We start from the raw sequence: 22,036 nt of genomic DNA on the forward strand, positions 1-22,036 counted from the left end.
AAAATACTATAATATGGGACACTGTATTGCAATGTGATTAACGTTGTTTTCTCCGCGTCCAGCCATTACATTGGCAAAACGCGGCACGGCAAAAACCAGCCATGGATGAAAAGGACAAGTTATGAGTGATGACCATTCGGTCGATGAAGAGCGCAGTGGCGGTATTCAGGTCATTTCGCGCGCGGCAAAAATCCTTAACGCTTTAGGCAAGAATCCTCAGGGAATGAGCCTCGGCGCCATCGCCAACGAGGTTCAGCTCCCGCGCTCGACGGTGCAACGCATCGTGGCGGCGCTGGCCGAAGAAGGGCTAGTGCGCTCGGAAGGCATGGCGGGAGTGCGATTAGGCCCGACGCTGTTGCGGCTGGTGTCCACCGTCCATACCGACGTGATTGCTATCGCCTCCCCTTACCTCAAGCAGCTCAGCGACGATATCAATGAAACCGTGGCGCTGAGCCGTACTAGCGGCACCAAAATTGCCAATATTTACAACGTGGTTGCCGAGCGCGAGCTGCGCGTGTCGCCTCGCGTCGGGCTGAACTTGCCTATCTACGGCACCTCGGCAGGCCGCGCCCTGCTGGCGTTGAAGACCGATGAGGAAATTCATAGCCTGGTTGGCGACACCTTTGAACCCGCCACCGAAAATACCGTGCGCGACATTAAAAGCCTATTAGCCAAGGTAGCGCGGGTGCGGGAAACCGGCGTTTCAACCGAAACCGGCGAAACCGTGGAAGGCATCTCGACCATGGCGGTGTCACTCGACACCATCCTTGGCCGCTACGCGGTATCCGTTATCTTGCCCACCGCGCGTTTTAGCAGCAAAGAAGCCGAAATGCGCGACGCCCTGTTGAATTGCAAAGCCGCGCTGCTCAGTGAAATCGGTAAATAATTAGGCAAATCGGAAAGCACCAGAAGAAGGAGAAAGCGGATGTTTGACACCATTTTGCTGGCCATTGATGGCTCGAAGCAAACGGAGTATGTGGTGGAATTGGCCTGCACGCTGGCGGCAGGCACGGCGTCAACCGTGTATGTCACCTGCTGCGTTGATGAAGCTTACGCGCTAAATAATCAGCTAACGGCTGACCCGCAGGCCGCCGACTATGCCCCCGCCCAGTACGAAGAAGGCAGCGCGCAGGCATTAGTTCATCGCACCTTAGAACAGCTGCGGGCGCGCTCGGTCAAGGCGGTGAGTAATATTATTGTCGGCACGCCGGAAGTGGCTTTGGTGGAAGAAGCGCGGAATAAAAACGCCTCAGTTATCTTGATGGGCCGTCGCCACCAGTCGCTGTTTGGCCGGTTGCTCACTGGCTCGGTGAGCGCCGAAGTGATAGCCCACGCACCCTGCCCGGTACTGGTCGAAGTTCGCGGCAGTGAAGCCTGAAGCCAAAAACTAAAAAAGCGCTCCAATGAGCGCTTTAGTCCGATAATCAACAGCTTAATCCATACTTAACACTTCAACACGCCCATTTCTCTGGCCCACAGGCTTATCTGCTCGCGATAAATATAAGAAATTTCATTCTCTAATGGCTGAGTGCTGGAAGGCGTGATCATCGCCAGACACGGATAGCCTGCCGGTTTGCTCTCAAACAAGAAATCTTCCAGCTCTTCATCGGTCAACAGGCTTTCGCCCTGTATGCCATCAAGGCGGAAATAGGTTTTCATCATCCAGTTACGGTATTCAAAATCGTTTTTAATCATAAACATGAGGATGTTCTCAATGTTGGGAATTTCACCTGCCTGCCTCTTTCATCAGAGGAAACCATCAGGTGAGAAATAATCGAGCCATCCGTTGCTGATCTGTGCAACAGAAAATTAACAATATAGCGACCAACTAGCAAGCAACATCTGCGTCGAAATTCAAAAATAAATTCTTTATATAACAAAGAATTATGCACTCACATTGATTAATAAGTAGGGTGAATTATTTGCAGGGAAACATATCAATTATGTTGCAAGAAAGATCTAAATTGCCCAAAGAAAAAGAACAGAATTGACGTTACAAATGCCTCAGCATCCCCACCGCCAACCCTGTTCTCAAATTCTTAAACCATTACAACCCGATAAGATTACCAGCGTCCCGGAGGCGGCCCTTCGTGCCAATAACCCGGAGGTGGACCACGGTGCCAGTAGCCTGGAGGAGGTCCCTCACGCCAATAGTGCTCGCGATACCAGTAGTGCGGCGGCGGTGGCGGTGCTGGCTCGTAATAGACCCAGTGACCATAGCCATTGTCGCGATAGTGATGACCCCACCAGCCTGGGTCACGCCAGCCACCGCCATCCCAGTAATAGCCCCGGTTATCGCGATCGCCAATATGCAAAGAGACGCCTGGTACATTTATGCCTATCTCAACGTTGGCATGGGCAAGAGCCGGTAAACTCAGCATGACAGCGAGAACTAACACTATTTTTTTCATTCGAAACCTCACGACCTGCTCATCAGGTAGGTTCAAATTACTGCCAGCTATCTTACTGTTCTATAGGAATTTATCCCATTTACCTAGCCCTCACACACTCCTTACATTTGCATCAAAGCCGACATAAAAAGCCTTTTCGCAAGGCTATAACGCGCAAGGAATATTTCTGTTTCTGCTGCAAATTTCAGCCATAAAAAAAACCGCCGAAGCGGTTCTTTTATTGATATGTAAAGCAGATGTTTTGCGGCTTTGGGCTGAGATTAAATCTTGCAGCCTTCGCAGTCACTTTCATCCTGAACCACTTCAGGCACGGCAGAGGCCTTTTCGGCTGCTTTCTCTTCCGCTTTTTCTAATGCTGCATCAATGTCAAAATCAAAAATATCGTCGCTCATTCTCTTCACCTTAAATTATCAAAAGCCCGTTGAGTATAAACCACGGCCCTGCACCACGCTCTTTTTTCTCAGCCCGCGGGCACATTTTGTCACCACATATAGTGTCTAGCGACGACAAAAACACCATGATGAGCGTTTTATAGCCAATCAGGTTTGCTTACCCTGCTATCGCCAACCATAGTTAAAGGGAGAGCTATTTTTACTTTGAGCAAACCACGGGAGTGACAAATGACCACATCTAATATCAAAGCTTGGGCCAATACGCGTGAAACGTCACATGAGATTGCAGAAGCGATTTTCGAGCTGGCAGACAACGATGAAGTGCTGGCACAGAAGATTTGGGAAGAAGGTAATGATGAAGTCCTGCCTATCGCTTTCGCGAAAACCAAGGAAGATCACTTGTTCTGGGGAGAAGAGAAGATTGACCGTAAAAACGTCTAATTGGCGTTAATAGCCTTAAGAGATCACCCTGAGCCGTCGCGCTCAGGGTTGCAAGCAGTGGCTTAACTGTCGAAGCCGAAGCCCATCTGGTGCGCCCACTCGAACACCTGCTCCTTATAGACGAAGCGAGGCTCGCAAACGCCCGGCTGGCCAGGCGTCTGGATCATCACCGCGATACAAGGGTAAGACACTGGGCGCGCGTCGAAGATAAAGTCATCAACCTCTTGATCAGCGAATTCAGAGGCTTCGCCCACCGCACTGACCTGAAAAATTTCTTCGATGATCCAGTTACGATATTCAAATTCATTGTTGATAAACGTCATCATACGCCCCCCTTAATAGTCGATCTCCGCTTATTCTACCCGTGATCTCGCCATAACTCACCCCGGTCAGCCGATCAGGGCACATTTCGACACGTCATTTAGGCGTAAAAAGCAGCGCGCCACAAAGCAAAAAGCTGAGCAAACCTGTCTGACTACCCGATGGGTATTATCTTAGACAGGTTAAACTCAGCTTATCAGAACCGCAGCGATGAGGTCAGACGCAGCAAAAATTTAATGTGCCGCCTGCGCCGTGGCAGAACCAGCAAACTGCAACTTATCCTGACGCGCCAGATCGTAAACATCGTAGAAATCTATCGCCCCTTTGTTGCGCACGATAGCTTCAATACGATTTTTGATCCGCGTGCTTACCTCGTTTGAGGCCAACAGCTGCTGCACGGCGTCTTCGGAGATCTCACGGCTGAAGTACCATTCGCCGTTATAGCAAACGCGCAGGTCCAGCACGCCGATGTCTTCGTAGCGATAGGTCGGTTTGATTTCCATCAGCAGCATGGCCGACATGAACAGCAAAAAGGCGGTGAATCCGATAAACCAGCCGAGGCCCATGTAAGGCGACACGTACATCACGATGCCTACCAGAATATAGCCGGCGAGCATGGCAAGGCACAGCCACGGATGATTGACGAAGAACTCGCTGTTGATTCTCGGCTTACCGTCACGCCCTTCCAGACGATTGATCCGCTCGATTTCACTGTTTAATACACTTTTGATCACGTCCATCTCATAACCTCACGACAGGTACGACTATAATGCAATCTGATGACCCGATTTTATCATGGTCACTGTTATAGCACGTAGAGCAGTTACCTTCTGTTCCGGTTGAAACTGTTATACCTCAACCCTCTTCTAAAAAGGACTCAACTCACTGGCATGTAACACAAGGAGTCAATCATGGCATTTATGATAGTCGAAAGACCGGCTAAAAAATTGGTTAGTTATCGGGTTATTGGCCCGTATGAAAAGTCTATTAAGGAAGGATTTCGCCACTTGATGGACTGGTCGCAGCGCCACCATCAGAAACATCTTGAGTGGTTAACCCTGTTCCATGACGATCCAGAAACCACGCCGGCAGAAAAACTGCGCGCAGATCCTTCAGTCTGCGTGGCGGATAATTTTATTCTTGATGATGCCGAAGGGCTTTGCCTGCAAACCCTGCCGGGGGGCACCTACGCGGCTTATCACACCACCATTGTCGACGGCAATTTTGCCAAAGCGTGGCAGGACTTCTATTACCACCACATTGCTGAGAGCGGCTACCGCGCCGATGGTAAAGCCTGTTTTGAACACTACTTAAGTGACGGCACGGCCAACGGGATTTGGGAGGTGGTATTTTACCAGCATGTCGAGAAGATCCCGACCATTCGCTGATAGCCCTACACCACCAGCTCCACGTCCGCGTCAAGGCAGAAATCGATGAAAGCCTGCGAAGGTAGCGCATCGGTAATTAGCATATTGAAGCGAGCCAAAGGTGCGATCGCCGCAGGTCGCACCCGATCAAACTTACTGCTGTCCGCCACCAAGATATTCTGCTCTGACCTTTCCATCGCCTGGTGCTTCATCAGCAATTCATCGAAATTAAAACAGCTCACGCCATGCTGAATACTCACCCCGGCCGCCGAGATAAAGGCTTTGTTGGGCCGAATGTAATCCAGCTCATTGCTACGGCCAATCGGGGTATAAATGCTGTTGCTGGGTTTAAACACCCCGCCGCACAAAATCACCTCGCAATGGGGCTTTTCCTGCAATGCTAAGAAGGTGTTGAGGGAGTAACACACGGCGGTAAAAACGCGCTCTTCGGGAATACTTTCAATGATATAGGGCGTAGTGGTGCCGCAATCAAAAAACACCGTGTCGTCATCCTCAACAAAGGCGGCGGCCAGTGCGCCAAGGCGACGCTTCTCCTCAACCTGACGCATTTTCTGTTCGCTGACGAAGTAGTGAGTGGCCGAGCTGTTCTTGGGGTCGACGACGATATAGCCCCCCAGCAGGATGACTGGCGCAGGCGCGGAGTTTAGGTCGCGGCGGATGGTCATTTCTGACACGTCCAGCAGCTGGGCGGCGTCTTTGAGATGAATTTTGTCGGCTTTTTTTAACGCCAGCAACAGGCGGTGGATCCGGTCTTCGCGCTTATTTTCCATGATGTTATTTTTGTTTTTTCCCCTGCTCAGGCTGGCTGCCACTATACCGCCGCGCCGTGGTCACGGCAAACCACTGCCTCCACAACGCCGCAGTATTACTGGATCTGCTGTAGCGTGAGGTAACCGCCAAACACCGCGCCGGTGTCGATATAGTGCTGATTGGCGTAGACCATCGGGTGTTCTACTGGCGTGTGGCCAAAATAGAACGCCTTGGCGCCGGTAATTTCGGTAAAACGCCCGGCAAGGGCATAGTTTATGCGATCGCGATTCCAAATAACTTCGTAGCCATCCATCGGCTTGCCAAACTCATAGCGATCGGAGAGGTAATCCGCGTGAGCCACCACCACGTTGCCTGACTCAGTGTTGACTTCAATCACGTGTGGCAGCTCATCGGCCAGCTTGATAAGACGCCGGGCCTCCTGCTCCTCCGCACCTTCCAGAGCATAGAACCACTCGCCGCCGTTTCTCAGCCAGCGCTCTATATTGGTTTCATACAAAGCATCTATCGCCATTTGCTCGTGATTGCCACGCACGCAGGCGAACCACGGCTCTTCAATCAGCTTCAGGCAGCCCATGATGTCAGGCCCGCGATCGACCAGATCCCCGACGGAAAGCAGCAGATCGCTGGCCGCGTCAAAACGCACGCGCGCAAGCTGATCTTCTAACATTGAGAGACAGCCATGCAGATCGCCAACCACATAAATGTGGCGATACTCGGCACCTTCAATGCGTTGATAAATAATCGGGGTCATAATCTTCACGGCTAATCCATCAATGTTGGTAATACTTGAGTGTAACTGATCGGCATATAAGTGATGAATAGCCGACAGCTACGAAATATTTTCACGCCTCTTATACGACTTTTTTACTCGCGCTCCAGTCTGCCAAGCTGCGCTGTATCAAGGGATGCGGGCGAAACCCAGAATCTCCCTACACGTTGTCGCGCTGAAAATCCACTAATAAAAAAATTACCCTGAAGTAATTGACGCCTTTTCGCGCTATACTATGGCCCGCTCGGAGTAAAACCGGAGGTTTTATGAGTTCCACAGAAGCAAACACTCGTGATGAGTGCCCTTTGTGCCAAAGCACCAATAAGACGTCGGTTAATCTGTCGGCGAAAATCGTTACCGTGACCTGCACCTCTTGTGGCCGCTACAGTATTTTCCGCAAAACCATGGAAGAGATCTCGATAGACCGTAAGAAACGCGTAGCTTTACAGGCTTTCTTTACTAGCCAGCCTAACTACCATCTGCCCTTGTCCATCAGAGCACTGAGCAACACCGATACATCGGGTGAAATTTAGCCCTAAAAACGCCCCTCGGGGCTGTTTTGACCCTCTTCCCCTCCCCGTCATTTGCAATACTTAACTCAAATTCATTTTGTGCTGTGACTGTTCACAAAATAGTCGCTCTTTGCACAAGCTTACAAAAGCGTCCTATAATGATTTGAAAAATCTAAAAAGTATTTAGCTGCTAAATATCTCACGCTTTGCACCGTGGATTTATTTGAACAAAGGACGTAATAAATGAGATTAAGAAAAAAACGCGTAAAACCTATGCAAATCAATGACATTACAATCATTGATGATACTAAGTTGAAGAAAGCCATCACCGCCGCTGCGTTGGGTAACGCAATGGAATGGTTCGATTTCGGTGTTTATGGCTTTGTTGCTTTCGCGTTAGGACAGGTCTTCTTCCCAGGTGCAGATCCCGGTATTCAGATGATCGCGGCATTGGCCACGTTCTCCGTTCCTTTCCTTGTTAGACCTCTTGGTGGACTGTTCTTTGGTGCTTTAGGTGATAAGTTTGGTCGCCAAAAAGTCCTGTCGATCACCATTATCATCATGTCGGTCAGTACCTTCTGTATCGGCTTGATACCGGGCTACGCCACTATCGGCATCTGGGCGCCCATCTTGCTGCTGTTAGCAAAACTGGCACAGGGCTTCTCGGTCGGTGGTGAATACACCGGCGCGGCCATCTTTGTTGCCGAATACTCTCCAGACAGAAAGCGCGGCTTCCTCGGTAGCTGGCTGGACTTCGGCTCCATCGCCGGTTTCGTACTGGGTGCAGGTGTCGTTATCCTGATTTCCAGCATCGTCGGCGAGCAGAACTTCCTCGACTGGGGCTGGCGTATTCCGTTCTTCATCGCCGCACCGCTGGGCCTGATTGGTATCTACCTGCGTCACGCATTGGAAGAGACCCCAACCTTCCAGCAGCATGTCGATAAGATTGATAACGACTCGCGTCACAGCATCGCCGAGCCGCCAAAAGTCTCTTTCCGTGAAATCTTCACCAAGCAGTGGAAAAGCCTGATTGTCTGCGTAGGTATTGTGATCACCACCAACGTTACTTACTACATGCTGCTGACCTACATGCCAAGCTATCTGTCGCACAGCCTGCACTACTCTGAAGACCACGGGGTGCTGATCATCATCGCCATCATGGTCGGTATGCTGTTTGTGCAGCCGTTCATCGGTATGTTGAGTGATAAAATCGGCCGTAAGCCGTTTATCATCACCGGCAGTATTGGTCTGTTCATTCTGGCTATCCCAAGCTTCGTGCTGATTAACAGCGGCGTGATTGGTCTGATTTTCTGCGGCTTGCTGCTGTTGGCGGTGCTGTTGAACTGCTTCATCGGCGTAATGGCCTCGACGCTGCCAGCGATGTTCCCAACTAACATCCGCTACAGCGCACTGGCTATCGCCTTCAACATTTCCATCATGGTGGCGGGTATCACCCCAACCTTCGCAGCATGGCTGGTAGAATCCACTCAGAACCTCTACATGCCAGCGTACTACCTGATGACGGTGTCGGTGATTGGTCTGGTTACCGGCGTGTTCATGAAGGAAACGGCTAACCGCCCACTGAAAGGGGCTACGCCTGCGGCGTCTGACCCGGCGGAAGCTAAAGAGATCCTGCAAGAACACCACGACAACATTGAGCAGAAAATCGAAGACATTGACGCTCAAATTGCTGAACTGGAAACCAAGCGTAAAAATCTGATCGCCCAGCACCCTGAGATTAACTAATCCCAGCTGCGAGTTGCGTGATAACACCAAGCCGGTCAGTGCAAACTGCCCGGCTTTTTCATGCCCGCTCCCCTTCCCCCATCAAAGATTCAGTGCCGTAACGCGCGGATTACCCTATGATAAATTCTGAGATTGCGAACAGTTAAAAAACCAAGGAGTCACCATGTTTAAGCCACAAGACGTCGTACAATCAAAGACCGGCGGTCCAAAGATGATCGTGACCGCAGTAGAGGGGAATACGCTGCTGTGCGTGCGCGCCGACGACAGCGACAAGAAAGAGATCAGCGTTCCGGCTGATTCCGTCAATCTGTACCACGAAGACGGTGATTTTGGCGTTTGCTGAAGACTAATAGATGAAGCGCATTGAGTCAGCTCTCGATTCAATGCGTTATTTGCAGATTATGAGGCGAATTTTAGACATAAAAAAACCACCCGAAGGTGGCTATAACGACATTACTACATATTGCTTTTGATTATTCAGCTAATTTTCCCATGGTACCCGGGACGAGACTTGAACTCGTACAGCCTAAGGCCGAGGGATTTTAAATCCCTTGTGTCTACCGATTCCACCACCCGGGCTCCGGGAAAATTGGAGGCGCGTTCCGGAGTCGAACCGGACTAGACGGATTTGCAATCCGCTACATAACCGCTTTGTTAACGCGCCTTTAATTCTTACTACTAATCTTGCACTTAAACAGATATCAGAACCTGTTTAATAAATTTGGAGCGGGAAACGAGACTCGAACTCGCGACCCCGACCTTGGCAAGGTCGTGCTCTACCAACTGAGCTATTCCCGCAATAATCAGAACTTGCTGATTTTTTTAACTATCTTCAGGCTTGCGCTTGGCTGCCGTCTGATGCGATGCATTCTACTTACCTGACGCAGTGAGTCAATAAAATTATCCACACATAACGATCGTTTGACGGTTTTTAACTCAGTTTGATCAGGGTTCCAGCAAATCGTGACGCGCAGCGTTCAAATATTGGAACATTGACCAGAAAGTCAGCACCGCGGCAATGTATAAAGCACCGACGCCAACCCAAACAACGATGGCATCAGGACGCCAAAGCAGCGCCACCAGCGATAACATCTGCGCAGTAGTTTTCACTTTGCCAATCCAAGAAACCGCCACGCTGCTGCGTTTACCAATCTCAGCCATCCACTCGCGCAGGGCCGAAATGATGATCTCACGAGCAATCATGGTTGCCGCAGGCAGGGTTATCCACCAGGCGTGGAAGTATTCGGCCACCAGCACCAGCGCCATCGCCACCATGACTTTATCTGCCACCGGGTCGAGGAATGCGCCAAAGCGAGTGGTCTGCTTCCAGCGGCGAGCCAGATAGCCATCAAACCAGTCGGTGATTGCCGCAAAAACGAAAATCAGCGCGCAGGCCATAGGTGCCCAGACATAAGGCAAATAGAACGCCAGCACGAAAAACGGGATAAGTACAACGCGAAACAGGGTGAGGCACGTCGGTATATTAAATTGCATGGCGTAGGTAACTGTCTGTCTTGTGTGGTTATTATGAGTATGTTGCTACATCGCTCTTAGGGTTTCAACGCATTATGGATCTTTTCTGCCAATGCGTGAGAAATACCCGGCACCTGTGCAATTTCCTCAATACTGGCATTCAACAATGGCTGAATGCCCCCCATGTATTTCAGTAATACTTGCCGACGTTTCGGGCCGACGCCTTCTATCTCTTCTAACGCACTGGTATTGCGGACTTTAGCCCGTTTCTGCCGGTGGCCGGTGATTGCATGATTATGTGAATCATCACGAATATGCTGAATAAGGTGCAGCGCCGGTGAGTCTGAAGGCAGCGAAATCCCCTCGCCTTCTGGCACAAAGAACAGCGTCTCTAAGCCCGCTTTACGGTCAGCGCCTTTGGCGATACCAATCAGCAGCGGCTTGGATTTATCCCAGTCCACGTCGAGGGAAGCAAAAACGTCTTTTGCCATGCCCAGCTGGCCTTTACCGCCATCGATAAAGATCACGTCAGGAATTTTTTTCTCTTCGAGCGATTTGCCATAACGACGGCTCAGCACCTGCGCCATCGCCGCGTAATCATCGCCCGGCGTGATACCAGTGATGTTATAGCGACGATATTCAGAACGTAATGGACCGTTGGCATCGAATACCACGCAAGAGGCCACGGTCTGCTCGCCCATAGTATGGCTGATATCGAAGCATTCCATACGGTTAATTTCCGACAGATGCAGCGTTTTAGCCAATTCAGCCATGCGCTGATGGATGGTCGACTGTTGCGCCAACTTAGTGGTGAGCGCGGTCGAGGCGTTGGTACGCGCCAGCTTCAGATAACGCGCACGATCGCCGCGCGGTTTGCTCTGAATTTGCACCTTGCGGCCCGCGAGTTCGCTGAGCGACTCGGCCAATAAATCTTTTTCCGGCAGATTGAAGTCGAGCAGGATCTCGCCCGGCAGAGTGCGCGACTGGCTGCCTTGCAAGTAGAACTGGCCGACAAAGGTCTGCACCACTTCGGCTAAATCGGTGCCGCCCGGCACTTTCGGGTAGTAGCTGCGGCTGCCCAGCACTTTGCCTTGGCGAATAAACAGCACGTGCAGACAGGCCATGCCGGACTCGAAAGAGACGCCGATGACATCCAAATCTTCGCTATTGCCGGAGACAAACTGCCGTTCGGTGACGCGGCGCACGGCCTGGATCTGGTCGCGAATACGCCCCGCTTCTTCAAAATGCAGTGCCTTGCTGGCCTCTTCCATCCGGCCAATCAGCTGGGTTAACACTTGCTGATCTTTGCCCGCCAAGAACAGACGCACATACTCGACCTGCGCTTTGTACTCCTCTTCGCTGACCAAACCTTTGACGCAAGGGCCAAGGCAGCGGCCAATTTGATATTGCAAACAGGGGCGCGAACGGTTGCGATAAACACTGTTTTCACATTGGCGGATCGGGAAAAGTTTTTGCAGCAGAGCCAGAGACTCGCGCACGGCGTAAGAGTTAGGGAAAGGGCCGAAATACTCACCTTTGGCGTGCTTGGCTCCGCGATGAATGGAGATGCGCGGGTGATTATCAGCACTTAAGAAAATCAGCGGATAAGATTTATCATCGCGCAGCAGCACGTTGTAGCGTGGCTGATAGAGCTTGATGTAGTTGTGCTCGAGCAGCAGCGCTTCGGTTTCGGTGTGGGTAACGGTGACATCGATTTGGGCGATGTTTTTGACCAGAGTTTCGGTCTTACGACTGGAAACTTGGACGCGGAAGTAGCTGGAAAGACGTTTTTTCAGGTCTTTTGCTTTGCCGACATAAATAACGGTGCCGCTGGCGTCGTACATCCTGTAGACGCCCGGTTGGCTGGTGACCGTTTTTAGAAAGGCTTTTGGGTCGAATCGCTCATCACTCACTGCCAGACAAAGTCTCCGCGTTAAACAAACCGTGCCGGATAGCAAGGTGGGTCAATTCAACATCACCACTGATATTCAATTTACTAAACATCCGATAACGATAACTGTTAACGGTCTTCGGACTCAAGCTAAGTTGTTCCGAAATCTCATTCACCTTCTGTCCCTTGGTGATCATTAGCATAATCTGTAACTCACGCTCGGAAAGGCTATCGAACGGCGTTTCTGACTGAGGTTCAATTTGGCTAAGAGCCATCTGCTGGGCGATATCAGAGGCGATGTAACGCTGACCTGAATCGACTAAGCGAATCGCATTCACCACTTCCTGTGGCGCAGCACCTTTGCTCAGATACCCAGAAGCCCCCGCCTGCATCACTTTGGCTGGCAGTGGATTCTCAGTATAGATAGTCAACATGATTATCTTGATATCTGGGGAAAAGCGGACGATTTTTTTGGTCGCTTCCAACCCGCCGATCCCCGGCATATTCATATCCATCAAAACAATATCAACATCATTGCTGCGACACCATTTCACGGCGTCCTCGCCACACTGGGCTTCACCCACAACTTTGATGCCTTTGATGTCTTCCAGAATGCGTCGGATCCCTGCGCGCACCAATTCGTGGTCATCAACAAGAAGAACGCTAATCAAAGAGAATTCTCCAAAAATAAAGGCGACACACAGTCATGTTTCATGGCTTGTCGGCAGGCGATATTACGTTATGCACGTGAATAAAGAACTTTGGACAGCTTGTAAACCAAGAGAGTGCAGCATTAACAGGTCTAATATGGAGCTGCTGACCTGGCTGTCAGACATTGACAGCGGATATAAATAAAACCTCAGATATGTATGCTAATTTAATTAACAGCGACATTTTACTCCATAGGCCTGCACTTGACCACGGAATGTCTGTAAAAAAATGCGAGATAGCATGTAAAAGCAAGATGCCATCAGCGCCAGCAACATTTCCATAAAAAACGCATAATAATCAACAACAAAAAATTCATCATCGGCATTTAAACATTAAGCTGTAAAACATAAACCTGCCGCCAATAGCTTATCTAAGCCTGCAAAAAATTAATGCTCAATTAACCGACGCCGCTTACAGCTTCTATATCTATCATATGAAGATTTATTATTTTATTCCTTAGTAAATTCTTATGAATACCCAATGAATAAAAATCCGCTTTGCCTTGAAAAATACTCAATCTCAATATCATGTTTAGTCTGTTTAGCTCTCTCATCCACGCGTGCCCGGCCGTTTCGGCTTTCATCCCTAAAACACGCCCGTAACCAGCCAAGAATGAATGTGGTAGAATGCATGCACTTTCTTTCAGGCTGCTGAAAACTGTCTGAAATGTCTTTATCTGATTGAGCTGGAAAACAGCTTTGGAGCCTAAATGAGTCAATGTGATTTTACCACTGAAGCCAACGTCGAAACTCTGGCCACGGAAGTTGCCTGTTTAAAAGCCACTTTAACGCTGATCCTTAAAGCGATTGGTCAGGCTGACGCGGGCAAAGTGATGCTGAACATGGAAAGATTCGCCGCTCAAATGGAAGATGAAAAGCAGGCTGAGATCTTCAGAAATTCCCTGCAACAGATTAAGTTCGCTTACCGTCAGTAAGCCGTAACTTTCAGGCCCGCAGCCCTGCGGGCCTTAGCCTTTGCGGCGCGCACTCCACTTCCCTCCCGCCCTTCCCCCCGCTTTCTGCTAAAATCTAACTTCCACTTTCTCTACCAGACCGTTTCTCCCGAGAGATGTCTTACTAATAGGATAAAAACGATGAGCGAGAATCAGAGCGAAAAAAAAACCCAGGCTGATGAAGTCCATATCAGCGACGGATTGGCGAAATTGCACGAAGTTGCCGAGCAAATGACCGAAGAAGAGCTGCAGCAAAAAGCTGAAGAGGCAAAACAAGCTGTTGAAGACGCCAAGAAAAACCGCCATAAATAAGCCATTCAGTCACAGATAAAGCGCGACGTTAGCGGTTCCCCGCCACGACCAAGGCCCGGTTCTCGCCGTCTCGCTTTATTGTTTATTTAGCCCGGAAACCGACCCATGCAGCACACCTCCCCTCTTTCGCCTTTTCAATCTCTGGCGTCACGCGCGGTAGAATATCAACACGGCGAGTGCGAAGTGCCCCACAGCCACAGCTGCTCACAGCTGATTCACACCCTCAGCGGCGTGGTGGAAGTCAGTACCGAAATGGGGATTTGGATGGTGCCGCCGGGGCGCGGTGTGTGGCTCCCGGCCCGCGTGCGCCACGGGCTGCGCTTTATCGGCGGAGTCAAAGCCCGAACAGTGTATGTCGACTCATTGGCCCGCGCCGACCTTCCCTCTCAGTGTCAGGTGGTGCAAATATCGCCTTTGCTGCGCGAGCTGATCTCCTCCTCGTTGGCGATTCCGGCGGATTATCTGGTTGGCGGCCGCGAGGAGCGCGTGATGGAGCTGCTGCTCGACGAGCTGCGCCTACTGCCGGTGCTGCCTTTACACTTGCCCGAGCCGAGAGATCCGTCGCTATTGGCGGTCTGTCGCGAAATCCAGCTGGCGCTCTCTTCTCCTTGGGAATTAGAAGAAGTGGCGGCACAGCTGCAAATCAGCGGACGCACCCTGTCGCGGCGTTTTCAGCGTGAAACCGGCCTGCGATTTAGTGATTGGGTAAGGCGAGCAAGGCTTCTGGCGGGAATTAACGCGCTGGCGGCGGGAACTTCAGTTTTAGACGTGGCGCTAGAACTGGGCTATGACAGCCCTAGCGCCTTTAGTGCGATGTTTAAACGTGCGCTGGGCGTATCGCCCAGCGACTATTTTTCTCTCGACTTCCCCCTGCCTGTCGCTTAATTCAGAAACTGGGCGACGGCGTTAAACAGAGCCTGTAACGAGGCGCTCGACACATCGCTATCAATTCCCACGCCATAGAAGGTTTCACCCTGCTTGCGTTGGCAACTGACATAAGCCACCGCGCGGCTGTGGCTCTGATGCCCCAGCGTGTGCTCATGGTAGTCGCCGATGTCCAGCTGCAAGTCAAAGTGACCACTCAGGGCATCTACCGCGCCGGACAACAGACCATTGCCGCTGCCTGATAAAGTCAGATCCTGCCCCTGATATTTCACTCGGGCGCTAAAGTGGTACTGATTTCGTTCATCGCTGCGGATGTCATAACCCAGCAGTTGCAGCACTGGCTGGTCTACCAAGCCATAGCGCAGGCGGAACAGACGCCAAATATCGCTGGTGCTCATCTCTTTGCCAGTGGTGTCGGTTTCACGCTGCACGGCTTTGCTGAAGGCTATTTGCAGGCCGCGTGGCAATTTCAGGCCGTGGTTCTGCTCCAGCAGCCATGCCGCGCCGCTTTTCCCAGACTGGCTGTTCACGCGGATCACCGCCTCATAGCTGCAACCCACGTCGGCGGGGTCTAGCGGCAAGTAAGGCACTTGCCAGTAGGTATCGCCACGGCTGGCTTGGGCGGCGAAACCTTTTTTGATGGCGTCCTGATGCGAACCCGAGAAGGCGGTAAACACCAGCTCACCGGCATAAGGGTGGCGAGGGTGTACCGGCAGTTGATTGCACTGCTCAACAATCTCTACCAGACTCTGCAAGTTGCTGAAATCTAAGCCCGGTGAAATCCCCTGCGTGTAGAAGTTTAATGCCAAGGTGACCAAATCCACATTGCCGGTGCGCTCGCCGTTGCCAAACAGACAGCCTTCGACTCGGTCTGCCCCTGCCAGCATCGCCAGCTCGGCGCAGGCCACGCCGGTGCCTCGGTCATTGTGCGGATGCACACTGATCGACACCTGATCGCGGCGGCTAAAGTGACGGCAGAACCACTCAATCTGATCGGCATAGATGTTCGGCGTGCTGACCTCAACGGTCGCCGGCAGGTTAATGATCATCGGGCGCTGGGCGTTCGGCTGCCACACTTCGGCCACGGCTTCACAAATCTCTAAAGAGAATTCCAACTCGGTGAAACAGAAGGTTTCCGGCGAATATTCGAAGGTCCACTGGGTTTGCGGATACTGTTCGCACAGTTGGCGGATCTGCTTGGCCCCGCGCACCGCCAGTTCGCGCGTTGCCGCTTTATCTTGATTAAAGACCACATCGCGGAAAATTGGCGCGGTGGCGTTGTATAAGTGAACGATGGCGCGCGGCACGTCTTTTAAGGCTTCAAAAGTGCGCTCAATCAGGTCAGGCCGTGATGGGGTAAGCACCTGAATATAGACATCATCCGGAATTGCTTGGTCTTCAATCAGCCCGCGAACAAAGTCAAAGTCGGTCTGCGAAGCCGAAGGGAAAGCCACTTCAATCTGCTTAAAACCGCAGCGCACCAACACATCAAAGAACTGGCGTTTGCGCTCATTATCCATCGGCTCGGCCAGGGACTGGTTGCCATCGCGTAGATCGCTTGAACACCACTGCGGCACCTTATTCAGCACTTTTCCCGGCCATTGACGATCGGCCAGATTGACTGGCGGAAAGGAACGATATTTCTGAGAAGGGTCGACTAACATGGTAATTCTCCATTCAATACTGCTGACCTCATGCCGCAGCCTGAAAAGAGTATGACGCAAGCCGCCAAAAGGCGCGCCTCGCTAACTGACAGTGACCCGTGAGAAACGGACAACAGGATGGAGCATTACATGAGAAGGGGTTAGCAATAGAACGGGCTACGTGGAGTGCGTAGCCCGGAGGGAGGATTACTCTTCTGCGTTTTCAGCCACAAAGCGTGTGACTTTTAATAAGCGATCAAAGTGAGAAAGGATGAGTTCCACGTCTGATTGCAGGATCTCATCCGACGATTTAGCTGCCGCTAAAACCGCATTGTGGATATTGGTTGATATGTCGTCCTGAGATTCTTTCCCCACCGAAAGAACCAGCGCAGCTATAAGCAAGGATTGCGCTTCAACCTGAGCCACCAGCTCTTTAGCCTCTACTTCGACTTTGGACAGTTTGATCAGCACATCAATCATCAAGTTTTTCATTTTCGTACCCTTGGTTAACTCCGCACAATGGAAAGTAGCACTGAATGTTGTGCAGCGGAAGTTAGGACTATCACACCCTGATGATATAACCTCATCCCGCCCTATTTCTGCTGGATCACGCCTAAATACACCACATCCTCCCCGCGGCCCCAAAGCTATGCTAAGTTGAAATTAGGTTGGCATTAGACTGCGCGGTAGTGCCACGGGAGGCGTGATGATTTTCCAGAAAGGCAGCATCGTTAAGCATCAGTCCGGCGAGATTAAGGGGGTGGTCACCAACATCTTCGAGCCGCTATCAGGGGATGTTTGTTACTACATTGCTTGGGGCGATGGCACCATCAGCCTGCACCGCGAAAATGAATTACGCTGGGCCAGCGTGGATACGCCAAAGACCTTCAGAAATTTCTACGAGAAATAAGAGCCAATATTAAGTAATATTGTCTTCCTTTTATAAGCAACCAAGATAAACCATTCATGATAATCAAACCTAAAATTCGCGGCTTTATCTGTACGACCACTCATCCGGTAGGCTGTGAAGCCAACGTGCGTGAGCAAATTGCCTACGTGAAAGCGCAAGGCAAACTGAAAGACGGACCAAAACGCGTCCTGGTCATCGGTGCCTCTACGGGTTATGGGCTTGCCTCAAGAATTAATGCTGCTTTCGGTTCTGATGCAGCAACCATCGGCGTATTTTTCGAAAAACCGGGTAGCGAAGCGAAAACCGGTTCTGCTGGCTGGTACAACGCAGCGGCATTCGATAAAGCAGCCAAAGAAGAAGGTCTGTACTCTAAAAGCGTCAACGGTGATGCATTCTCCAATGAATGCCGCGACACCGTGATCAAGCTGATTAAAGAAGATCTCGGCCAAATCGATCTGGTGGTTTACTCACTGGCTTCCCCAGTGCGCAAAATGCCAGAAAGCGGCGAACTGGTGCGTTCAGCCCTGAAACCTATCGGCGAACCGTACCAATCTACCGCGCTGGACACCAACAAAGACAAGCTGGTTTCTGCCGTGGTTGAGCCTGCAAACGAGCAAGAAATCGCAGATACCATTAAAGTAATGGGCGGCCAGGACTGGGAGCTGTGGATCAACGCTCTGGCAGACGCTGGCGTGTTGGCAGATAACGCCAAATCCGTGGCTTACTCTTACATCGGTACTGAACTGACTTGGCCAATCTACTGGCACGGTACGCTGGGCAAAGCCAAAGAAGACTTGGATCGCGCAGCGCACGCTATCGATACCAAACTGAAAGCCAAAGGCGGCTCGGCTAACGTTGCGGTACTGAAATCTGTTGTGACTCAGGCTTCTGCAGCGATTCCGGTTATGCCTCTGTACATCTCAATCGTGTTCAAAATCATGAAAGAGCAAGGTATCCACGAAGGCTGTATCGAGCAGATCCAACGCCTATTCGCGACCAAAATGTACAACGACCAGACTCCATCCACCGACGACAAAAACCGTCTGCGTCTGGATGACTGGGAACTGCGTGACGAAGTGCAGAAAACCTGTGGCGAAATCTGGAAGCAGCTGAATGATGACAACATCTATCAGTTGACTGATTACCAGAGCTATAAAGAAGAGTTCCTGCGCCTGTTCGGCTTCGGCCTGAAAGGCGTTGATTACGACGCCGACGTCAGCGGCGAAGTAAACTTCGACGTCATCGAATTAGTTTAAACCTTAATCGTTTAAACATTGAAAATGAATAAGCCTGCTTAATTGCAGGCTTTTTTTTGGCTCTTTTAAAATGAAAAAACCTCGCATTGGCGAGGCTATTTTTCACTTTAGTTCTGTTTATATATCAAAAACGCTAAATCTTATGTTCTTTTTTATCAGTATCGATCATCAAATAGCTCAAAAGACCATCATTGGCATTTTTTCTAGCCAAATCGTTATCGGCTACTAAATAAAATGACGTTGCGACATCATAAGGCGATTTGTCTGCTGGATAAACAACAAACTGAAGCGCCTCGCCACCTTTAATTGGTGAGCATTGAATTTGCCATGAGCCGTCTTTTTCAGCAGCAGGCAGGCATTTACTCATTCCAAAGCTATATGACATTTTAGAACTTACAGAGGCAACTGCGTCCTTTACATACTTCGGTGCATTAGCACTTCCATAGTTCGCGTATGCAAATGAAACAACGAGCGCAAGCGGGACTACGCACAAAAATAGCGGCTTAATTTTCATCGTCCTGATACCTGTAGAAAACAAGGATTGGTAAGAGCGCGTACAGATTAATCCTAAATTTCTATTATTTCCAGTCCAAACATACAAAAATCTTCAGAATTTATAACCTTTGTTTGTAAGTGGACTTCTTTGGCGATGTCAGGGTCGATTACCAGCTTATGTCTAGTTTTTTATGCTCAGCCGCTTAAGCAAGAAGTTTAAAAACAGCATAATCCCTTAATAAATAATATAAAAATCATGGATTACATTCACTTACAGGTCCTTTACCTAAGCTTTACTTAGCACCAAGACCCTGCGTCCAGCAACGTTTTACCATCACATTAAAGTCATATACATTCAAAATATTTAACATTGCCATTTATCAAGCATTGACGCTGTCAAAAAGCCCTTTATTCCCCTTTTGGCTTCATCAAAAATGGGAAGCTAGTTGCTTAACTTCTGCATAAGGGAAATATATTCTAATCACTATATCTCTAATATATTTAGCCACTGCGTAAAAGATTTAAATCAAAAACCCAACATAAATTTATCCATTTCATTACATGAATGAAATAAAAGTTATTAATTCGGAATAATTATAACTCTGATTATAATAAACCGTTTTCATGCCTTATTATTAATTCTCTTTTCAATGACGGTTATTAAATAAGCCATTTGAAAGTTAGCCCTCATCTTCTTCAGATAGCAATCGCCACTCGTTCATTATTTAGTCAGTAAGTACGTTATTCCAGCACACAGGTCACTGCAAAAAAATCTCAATTTTTTAATCGGTTGGCGAGATATCACTCCTTAAACAGGGGCTTTGCGAAGAAGGTTCAGCCACTGTCTCTCCCTCAGCGAAGGCCAATGTAGTGCGTCATGAACCCAAAAGTTGGGCATACCTTGCATTTTACTGAATCGCTTGCAGTTAATCTCATCAATATTTGTGATTACCATCACGAGCAAAACGCGTATTATTCGCGTCTGTATGATTTTGGATTGTTTAATTAACAGACATTCATCATTCATGTAAAAAATACTATACGTTTATTCCATCCTTATTTTTCATGTTGGTTATAATTAGCTACGTTTTAACATTAGTATTACAGCACTTCTCAGCATTGATGATTGGGGAGTACAGAAAAGAGCCATTCAGAGCTCATAAATGAGAATAAGCGCGATATGGCGCGACGTTCAGCGCTATTTGGGCGAAAAACAGGAATCAATACAACATGCAAGACGAGTCTAAAATCCTCAGCAAGCCGGAAGAGGAAGGCGCAGAGAACCTGCGGCGCAACCTCAGCAACCGGCATATCCAGCTTATTGCTATCGGTGGCGCTATTGGCACTGGCCTATTCATGGGATCAGGGAAAACCATCAGTTTGGCGGGTCCATCCATCATCTTCGTTTATATGATCATCGGCTTTATGCTGTTTTTCGTGATGCGTGCGATGGGTGAACTGCTGCTTTCTAACCTTGAATATAAATCCTTCAGCGACTTCGCCGCCGACCTGCTGGGTCCGTGGGCGGGTTACTTTACTGGCTGGACCTACTGGTTCTGCTGGGTGGTCACCGGCATCGCCGACGTGGTCGCCATCACCGCCTATGCCCAATTCTGGTTCCCCGGATTGTCACAATGGATAGCTTCCTTACTTTGCGTGCTCGTTTTGCTGAGCCTGAACCTCGCTACCGTTAAGATGTTTGGTGAGATGGAGTTCTGGTTCGCGATGATTAAAATCGTCGCCATCGTCGGCTTGATCATCACCGGTTTAGTCATGGTGCTGACTCATTTTGAGACGCCAACCGGCTCGGTCGCCTCTTTCAACAACTTGTGGAATGACGGCGGCTTCTTCCCGCACGGCATCAGCGGCTTCTTTGCTGGCTTCCAGATAGCGATTTTCGCCTTCGTCGGTATTGAGTTAGTCGGCACAACTGCTGCCGAAACCAAAGATCCCGAGAAGTCTTTGCCGCGCGCCATCAACGCCATCCCGCTGCGCATCATCATGTTCTACGTTTTCTCGCTGATTATGATTATGTCAGTCACGCCGTGGAGCTCCGTGGTACCTGATAAGAGCCCATTCGTCGAGCTGTTCGTGATTGCCGGTCTGCCAGCCGCCGCCAGCATTATCAACTTCGTGGTGCTGACCTCTGCGGCCTCTTCCGCCAACAGCGGCGTGTTCTCCACCAGCCGCATGCTGTTCGGTTTGGCTCAGGAAGGTAATGCGCCGAAGGCCTTCGGGAAATTGTCCTCCCGCGCGGTGCCGTCAAACGGCCTGACCTTCTCCTGTATCTGCCTGCTCGGCGGCGTAGTGTTGATTTACCTGATCCCAGACGTGGTGACGGTATTCACGCTGGTAACCACCGTTTCCGCCATTTTGTTTATGTTCGTTTGGACCATCATCCTCTGCTCGTATCTGGTATATCGCCGCCAGCGCCCGCAGCTGCATGAGAGATCTATCTACAAAATGCCATTGGGCAAGTTGATGTGTTGGGTATGTATGGCATTCTTCGCCTGCGTACTGGTGCTGCTGACCTTGCAAGATGACACCCGACAGGCGCTGATGGTCACGCCACTGTGGTTTGTGGTGCTGGCGGTGGGATATTGGATCAGGACGAGAAATCGGAAAGTCTGATTTTTTAATTCAAAATCGTATCTTTCAGATTATTGGGATGTGGTTTTGATTTTGCTCCTTCCCCTTTCAGGAGGGGAAGGCTGGGATGGGGTGTGGGGTTTGCCTAATTGTGCACGGAGTCAAACC

At 50.0% G+C, this 22,036-nt stretch carries 26 protein-coding genes and 3 tRNA genes; 13 read left to right on the forward strand and 16 right to left on the reverse strand.

What is annotated here, in order from left to right:
- The first annotated feature begins 121 nt into the window (after nt 1–121).
- Nucleotides 122–886, forward strand: a complete 765-nt coding sequence (locus GEAM_RS11175) for an IclR family transcriptional regulator (RefSeq protein ID WP_034791434.1) — start codon at nt 122–124, stop codon at nt 884–886.
- A 39-nt stretch (nt 887–925) separates the two neighbouring features.
- Nucleotides 926–1,378, forward strand: a complete 453-nt coding sequence (locus tag GEAM_RS11180) for a universal stress protein (protein ID WP_034791435.1) — start codon at nt 926–928, stop codon at nt 1,376–1,378.
- Nucleotides 1,379–1,443: 65 nt separating this feature from the next.
- On the opposite strand, the gene GEAM_RS11185 is transcribed toward GEAM_RS11180, so the two are convergent.
- The 3 genes from GEAM_RS11185 to GEAM_RS23530 all read right to left on the reverse strand — a co-directional run bounded on the left by GEAM_RS11185 (nt 1,444) and on the right by GEAM_RS23530 (nt 2,803).
- The gene (locus tag GEAM_RS11185; protein WP_034791436.1) at nt 1,444–1,701 is read right to left on the reverse strand and encodes a hypothetical protein; all 258 of its coding nucleotides are present in this window, start codon (nt 1,699–1,701) and stop codon (nt 1,444–1,446) included.
- A gap of 362 nt (nt 1,702–2,063) precedes the next feature.
- On the reverse strand, nt 2,064–2,411 hold the full coding sequence (locus GEAM_RS11190) for a DUF2502 domain-containing protein (protein WP_072009889.1): 348 nt from the start codon (nt 2,409–2,411) through the stop codon (nt 2,064–2,066).
- Nucleotides 2,412–2,671: 260 nt separating this feature from the next.
- Entirely contained in the window at nt 2,672–2,803 is a 132-nt protein-coding gene (locus GEAM_RS23530) for a hypothetical protein (RefSeq protein WP_256594519.1), read from the reverse strand.
- Between the two features lie 228 nt (nt 2,804–3,031).
- On the opposite strand from GEAM_RS23530, the gene GEAM_RS11195 reads away from it, so the two are divergent.
- Nucleotides 3,032–3,244, forward strand: coding sequence for a YccJ family protein (locus GEAM_RS11195; protein WP_034791438.1), 213 nt, complete (start codon nt 3,032–3,034; stop codon nt 3,242–3,244).
- A gap of 62 nt (nt 3,245–3,306) precedes the next feature.
- Here the strand turns inward: GEAM_RS11195 and GEAM_RS11200 are convergent, their stop codons facing one another.
- Together GEAM_RS11200 and GEAM_RS11205 are read right to left on the reverse strand one after the other, a co-directional pair.
- Entirely contained in the window at nt 3,307–3,570 is a 264-nt protein-coding gene (locus GEAM_RS11200) for a hypothetical protein (protein ID WP_244956614.1), read from the reverse strand.
- 228 nt (nt 3,571–3,798) lie between these two features.
- Nucleotides 3,799–4,305 carry a YlaC family protein gene (locus tag GEAM_RS11205; RefSeq protein ID WP_034791439.1) on the reverse strand — a complete coding sequence of 169 codons (507 nt, stop codon included), beginning with the start codon at nt 4,303–4,305 and terminating at the stop codon, nt 3,799–3,801.
- Nucleotides 4,306–4,476: 171 nt separating this feature from the next.
- On the opposite strand from GEAM_RS11205, the gene GEAM_RS11210 reads away from it, so the two are divergent.
- On the forward strand, nt 4,477–4,953 hold the full coding sequence (locus GEAM_RS11210; RefSeq protein ID WP_034791440.1) for a GyrI-like domain-containing protein: 477 nt from the start codon (nt 4,477–4,479) through the stop codon (nt 4,951–4,953).
- A 5-nt stretch (nt 4,954–4,958) separates the two neighbouring features.
- On the opposite strand, the gene deoR is transcribed toward GEAM_RS11210, so the two are convergent.
- Both deoR and GEAM_RS11220 read right to left on the reverse strand, forming a co-directional pair.
- Nucleotides 4,959–5,723, reverse strand: coding sequence for a DNA-binding transcriptional repressor DeoR (deoR, locus tag GEAM_RS11215; RefSeq protein ID WP_034791442.1), 765 nt, complete (start codon nt 5,721–5,723; stop codon nt 4,959–4,961).
- 95 nt (nt 5,724–5,818) lie between these two features.
- Entirely contained in the window at nt 5,819–6,463 is a 645-nt protein-coding gene (locus GEAM_RS11220; protein ID WP_034791517.1) for a metallophosphoesterase, read from the reverse strand.
- 296 nt (nt 6,464–6,759) lie between these two features.
- On the opposite strand from GEAM_RS11220, the gene GEAM_RS11225 reads away from it, so the two are divergent.
- The 3 genes from GEAM_RS11225 (at nt 6,760) to GEAM_RS11235 (ending at nt 9,094) form a co-directional block, all read left to right on the forward strand.
- Complete coding sequence (locus GEAM_RS11225; protein WP_034791444.1) at nt 6,760–7,026, forward strand: hypothetical protein; 267 nt, start codon at nt 6,760–6,762, stop codon at nt 7,024–7,026.
- A gap of 222 nt (nt 7,027–7,248) precedes the next feature.
- Nucleotides 7,249–8,751, forward strand: coding sequence for a glycine betaine/L-proline transporter ProP (gene proP / locus GEAM_RS11230; protein ID WP_034791446.1), 1,503 nt, complete (start codon nt 7,249–7,251; stop codon nt 8,749–8,751).
- Between the two features lie 163 nt (nt 8,752–8,914).
- Entirely contained in the window at nt 8,915–9,094 is a 180-nt protein-coding gene (locus GEAM_RS11235) for a YodC family protein (protein ID WP_034791447.1), read from the forward strand.
- 150 nt (nt 9,095–9,244) lie between these two features.
- On the opposite strand, the gene GEAM_RS11240 is transcribed toward GEAM_RS11235, so the two are convergent.
- The 6 genes from GEAM_RS11240 to uvrY all read right to left on the reverse strand — a co-directional run bounded on the left by GEAM_RS11240 (nt 9,245) and on the right by uvrY (nt 12,786).
- Nucleotides 9,245–9,330, reverse strand: a tRNA-Leu gene (locus GEAM_RS11240).
- An 11-nt stretch (nt 9,331–9,341) separates the two neighbouring features.
- Nucleotides 9,342–9,415, reverse strand: a tRNA-Cys gene (locus GEAM_RS11245).
- Nucleotides 9,416–9,473: 58 nt separating this feature from the next.
- Nucleotides 9,474–9,549 (reverse strand) — tRNA-Gly (locus GEAM_RS11250).
- 147 nt (nt 9,550–9,696) lie between these two features.
- Nucleotides 9,697–10,245 (reverse strand): CDP-diacylglycerol--glycerol-3-phosphate 3-phosphatidyltransferase, encoded by a 549-nt coding sequence (gene pgsA / locus GEAM_RS11255; protein WP_034791449.1) that lies wholly within the window; start codon nt 10,243–10,245, stop codon nt 9,697–9,699.
- 56 nt (nt 10,246–10,301) lie between these two features.
- Nucleotides 10,302–12,137, reverse strand: a complete 1,836-nt coding sequence (gene uvrC, locus GEAM_RS11260) for an excinuclease ABC subunit UvrC (RefSeq protein ID WP_034791451.1) — start codon at nt 12,135–12,137, stop codon at nt 10,302–10,304.
- Nucleotides 12,130–12,786 (reverse strand): UvrY/SirA/GacA family response regulator transcription factor, encoded by a 657-nt coding sequence (gene uvrY, locus GEAM_RS11265; RefSeq protein ID WP_034791453.1) that lies wholly within the window; start codon nt 12,784–12,786, stop codon nt 12,130–12,132. Before uvrY ends, uvrC begins: the two co-directional genes overlap by 8 nt.
- Before the next feature lie 749 nt (nt 12,787–13,535).
- Between uvrY and GEAM_RS11275 the strand changes: the two genes are divergently transcribed.
- The 3 genes from GEAM_RS11275 to GEAM_RS11280 all read left to right on the forward strand — a co-directional run bounded on the left by GEAM_RS11275 (nt 13,536) and on the right by GEAM_RS11280 (nt 14,975).
- Entirely contained in the window at nt 13,536–13,760 is a 225-nt protein-coding gene (locus GEAM_RS11275) for a DUF2594 family protein (RefSeq protein WP_034791456.1), read from the forward strand.
- Nucleotides 13,761–13,919: 159 nt separating this feature from the next.
- Entirely contained in the window at nt 13,920–14,090 is a 171-nt protein-coding gene (locus GEAM_RS23290; RefSeq protein WP_167333533.1) for a hypothetical protein, read from the forward strand.
- A 105-nt stretch (nt 14,091–14,195) separates the two neighbouring features.
- The gene (locus GEAM_RS11280; protein WP_034791457.1) at nt 14,196–14,975 is read left to right on the forward strand and encodes an AraC family transcriptional regulator; all 780 of its coding nucleotides are present in this window, start codon (nt 14,196–14,198) and stop codon (nt 14,973–14,975) included.
- On the opposite strand, the gene leuA is transcribed toward GEAM_RS11280, so the two are convergent.
- Nucleotides 14,972–16,639 (reverse strand): 2-isopropylmalate synthase, encoded by a 1,668-nt coding sequence (leuA, locus tag GEAM_RS11285; RefSeq protein ID WP_034791458.1) that lies wholly within the window; start codon nt 16,637–16,639, stop codon nt 14,972–14,974. The two genes, GEAM_RS11280 and leuA, sit on opposite strands and share 4 nt — an antisense overlap.
- A 186-nt stretch (nt 16,640–16,825) precedes the next feature.
- Nucleotides 16,826–17,110 carry an anti-adapter protein IraP gene (gene iraP / locus GEAM_RS11290; protein ID WP_034791459.1) on the reverse strand — a complete coding sequence of 95 codons (285 nt, stop codon included), beginning with the start codon at nt 17,108–17,110 and terminating at the stop codon, nt 16,826–16,828.
- 214 nt (nt 17,111–17,324) lie between these two features.
- Between iraP and GEAM_RS11295 the strand changes: the two genes are divergently transcribed.
- Nucleotides 17,325–17,528 (forward strand): hypothetical protein, encoded by a 204-nt coding sequence (locus tag GEAM_RS11295; RefSeq protein WP_034791461.1) that lies wholly within the window; start codon nt 17,325–17,327, stop codon nt 17,526–17,528.
- 56 nt (nt 17,529–17,584) lie between these two features.
- Nucleotides 17,585–18,784, forward strand: a complete 1,200-nt coding sequence (gene fabV / locus GEAM_RS11300) for an enoyl-ACP reductase FabV (protein ID WP_034791462.1) — start codon at nt 17,585–17,587, stop codon at nt 18,782–18,784.
- Between the two features lie 133 nt (nt 18,785–18,917).
- On the opposite strand, the gene GEAM_RS11305 is transcribed toward fabV, so the two are convergent.
- On the reverse strand, nt 18,918–19,298 hold the full coding sequence (locus tag GEAM_RS11305) for a hypothetical protein (RefSeq protein WP_034791463.1): 381 nt from the start codon (nt 19,296–19,298) through the stop codon (nt 18,918–18,920).
- A gap of 1,211 nt (nt 19,299–20,509) precedes the next feature.
- On the opposite strand from GEAM_RS11305, the gene cycA reads away from it, so the two are divergent.
- A complete protein-coding gene (cycA, locus tag GEAM_RS11315; RefSeq protein WP_034791465.1) occupies nt 20,510–21,910 on the forward strand; it encodes a D-serine/D-alanine/glycine transporter in 1,401 nt (466 codons plus the stop codon).
- Nucleotides 21,911–22,036: the final 126 nt, after the last annotated feature.

Source organism: Ewingella americana ATCC 33852 (assembly GCF_000735345.1).
Taxonomy (GTDB): Bacteria; Pseudomonadota; Gammaproteobacteria; order Enterobacterales; family Enterobacteriaceae; genus Ewingella; species Ewingella americana.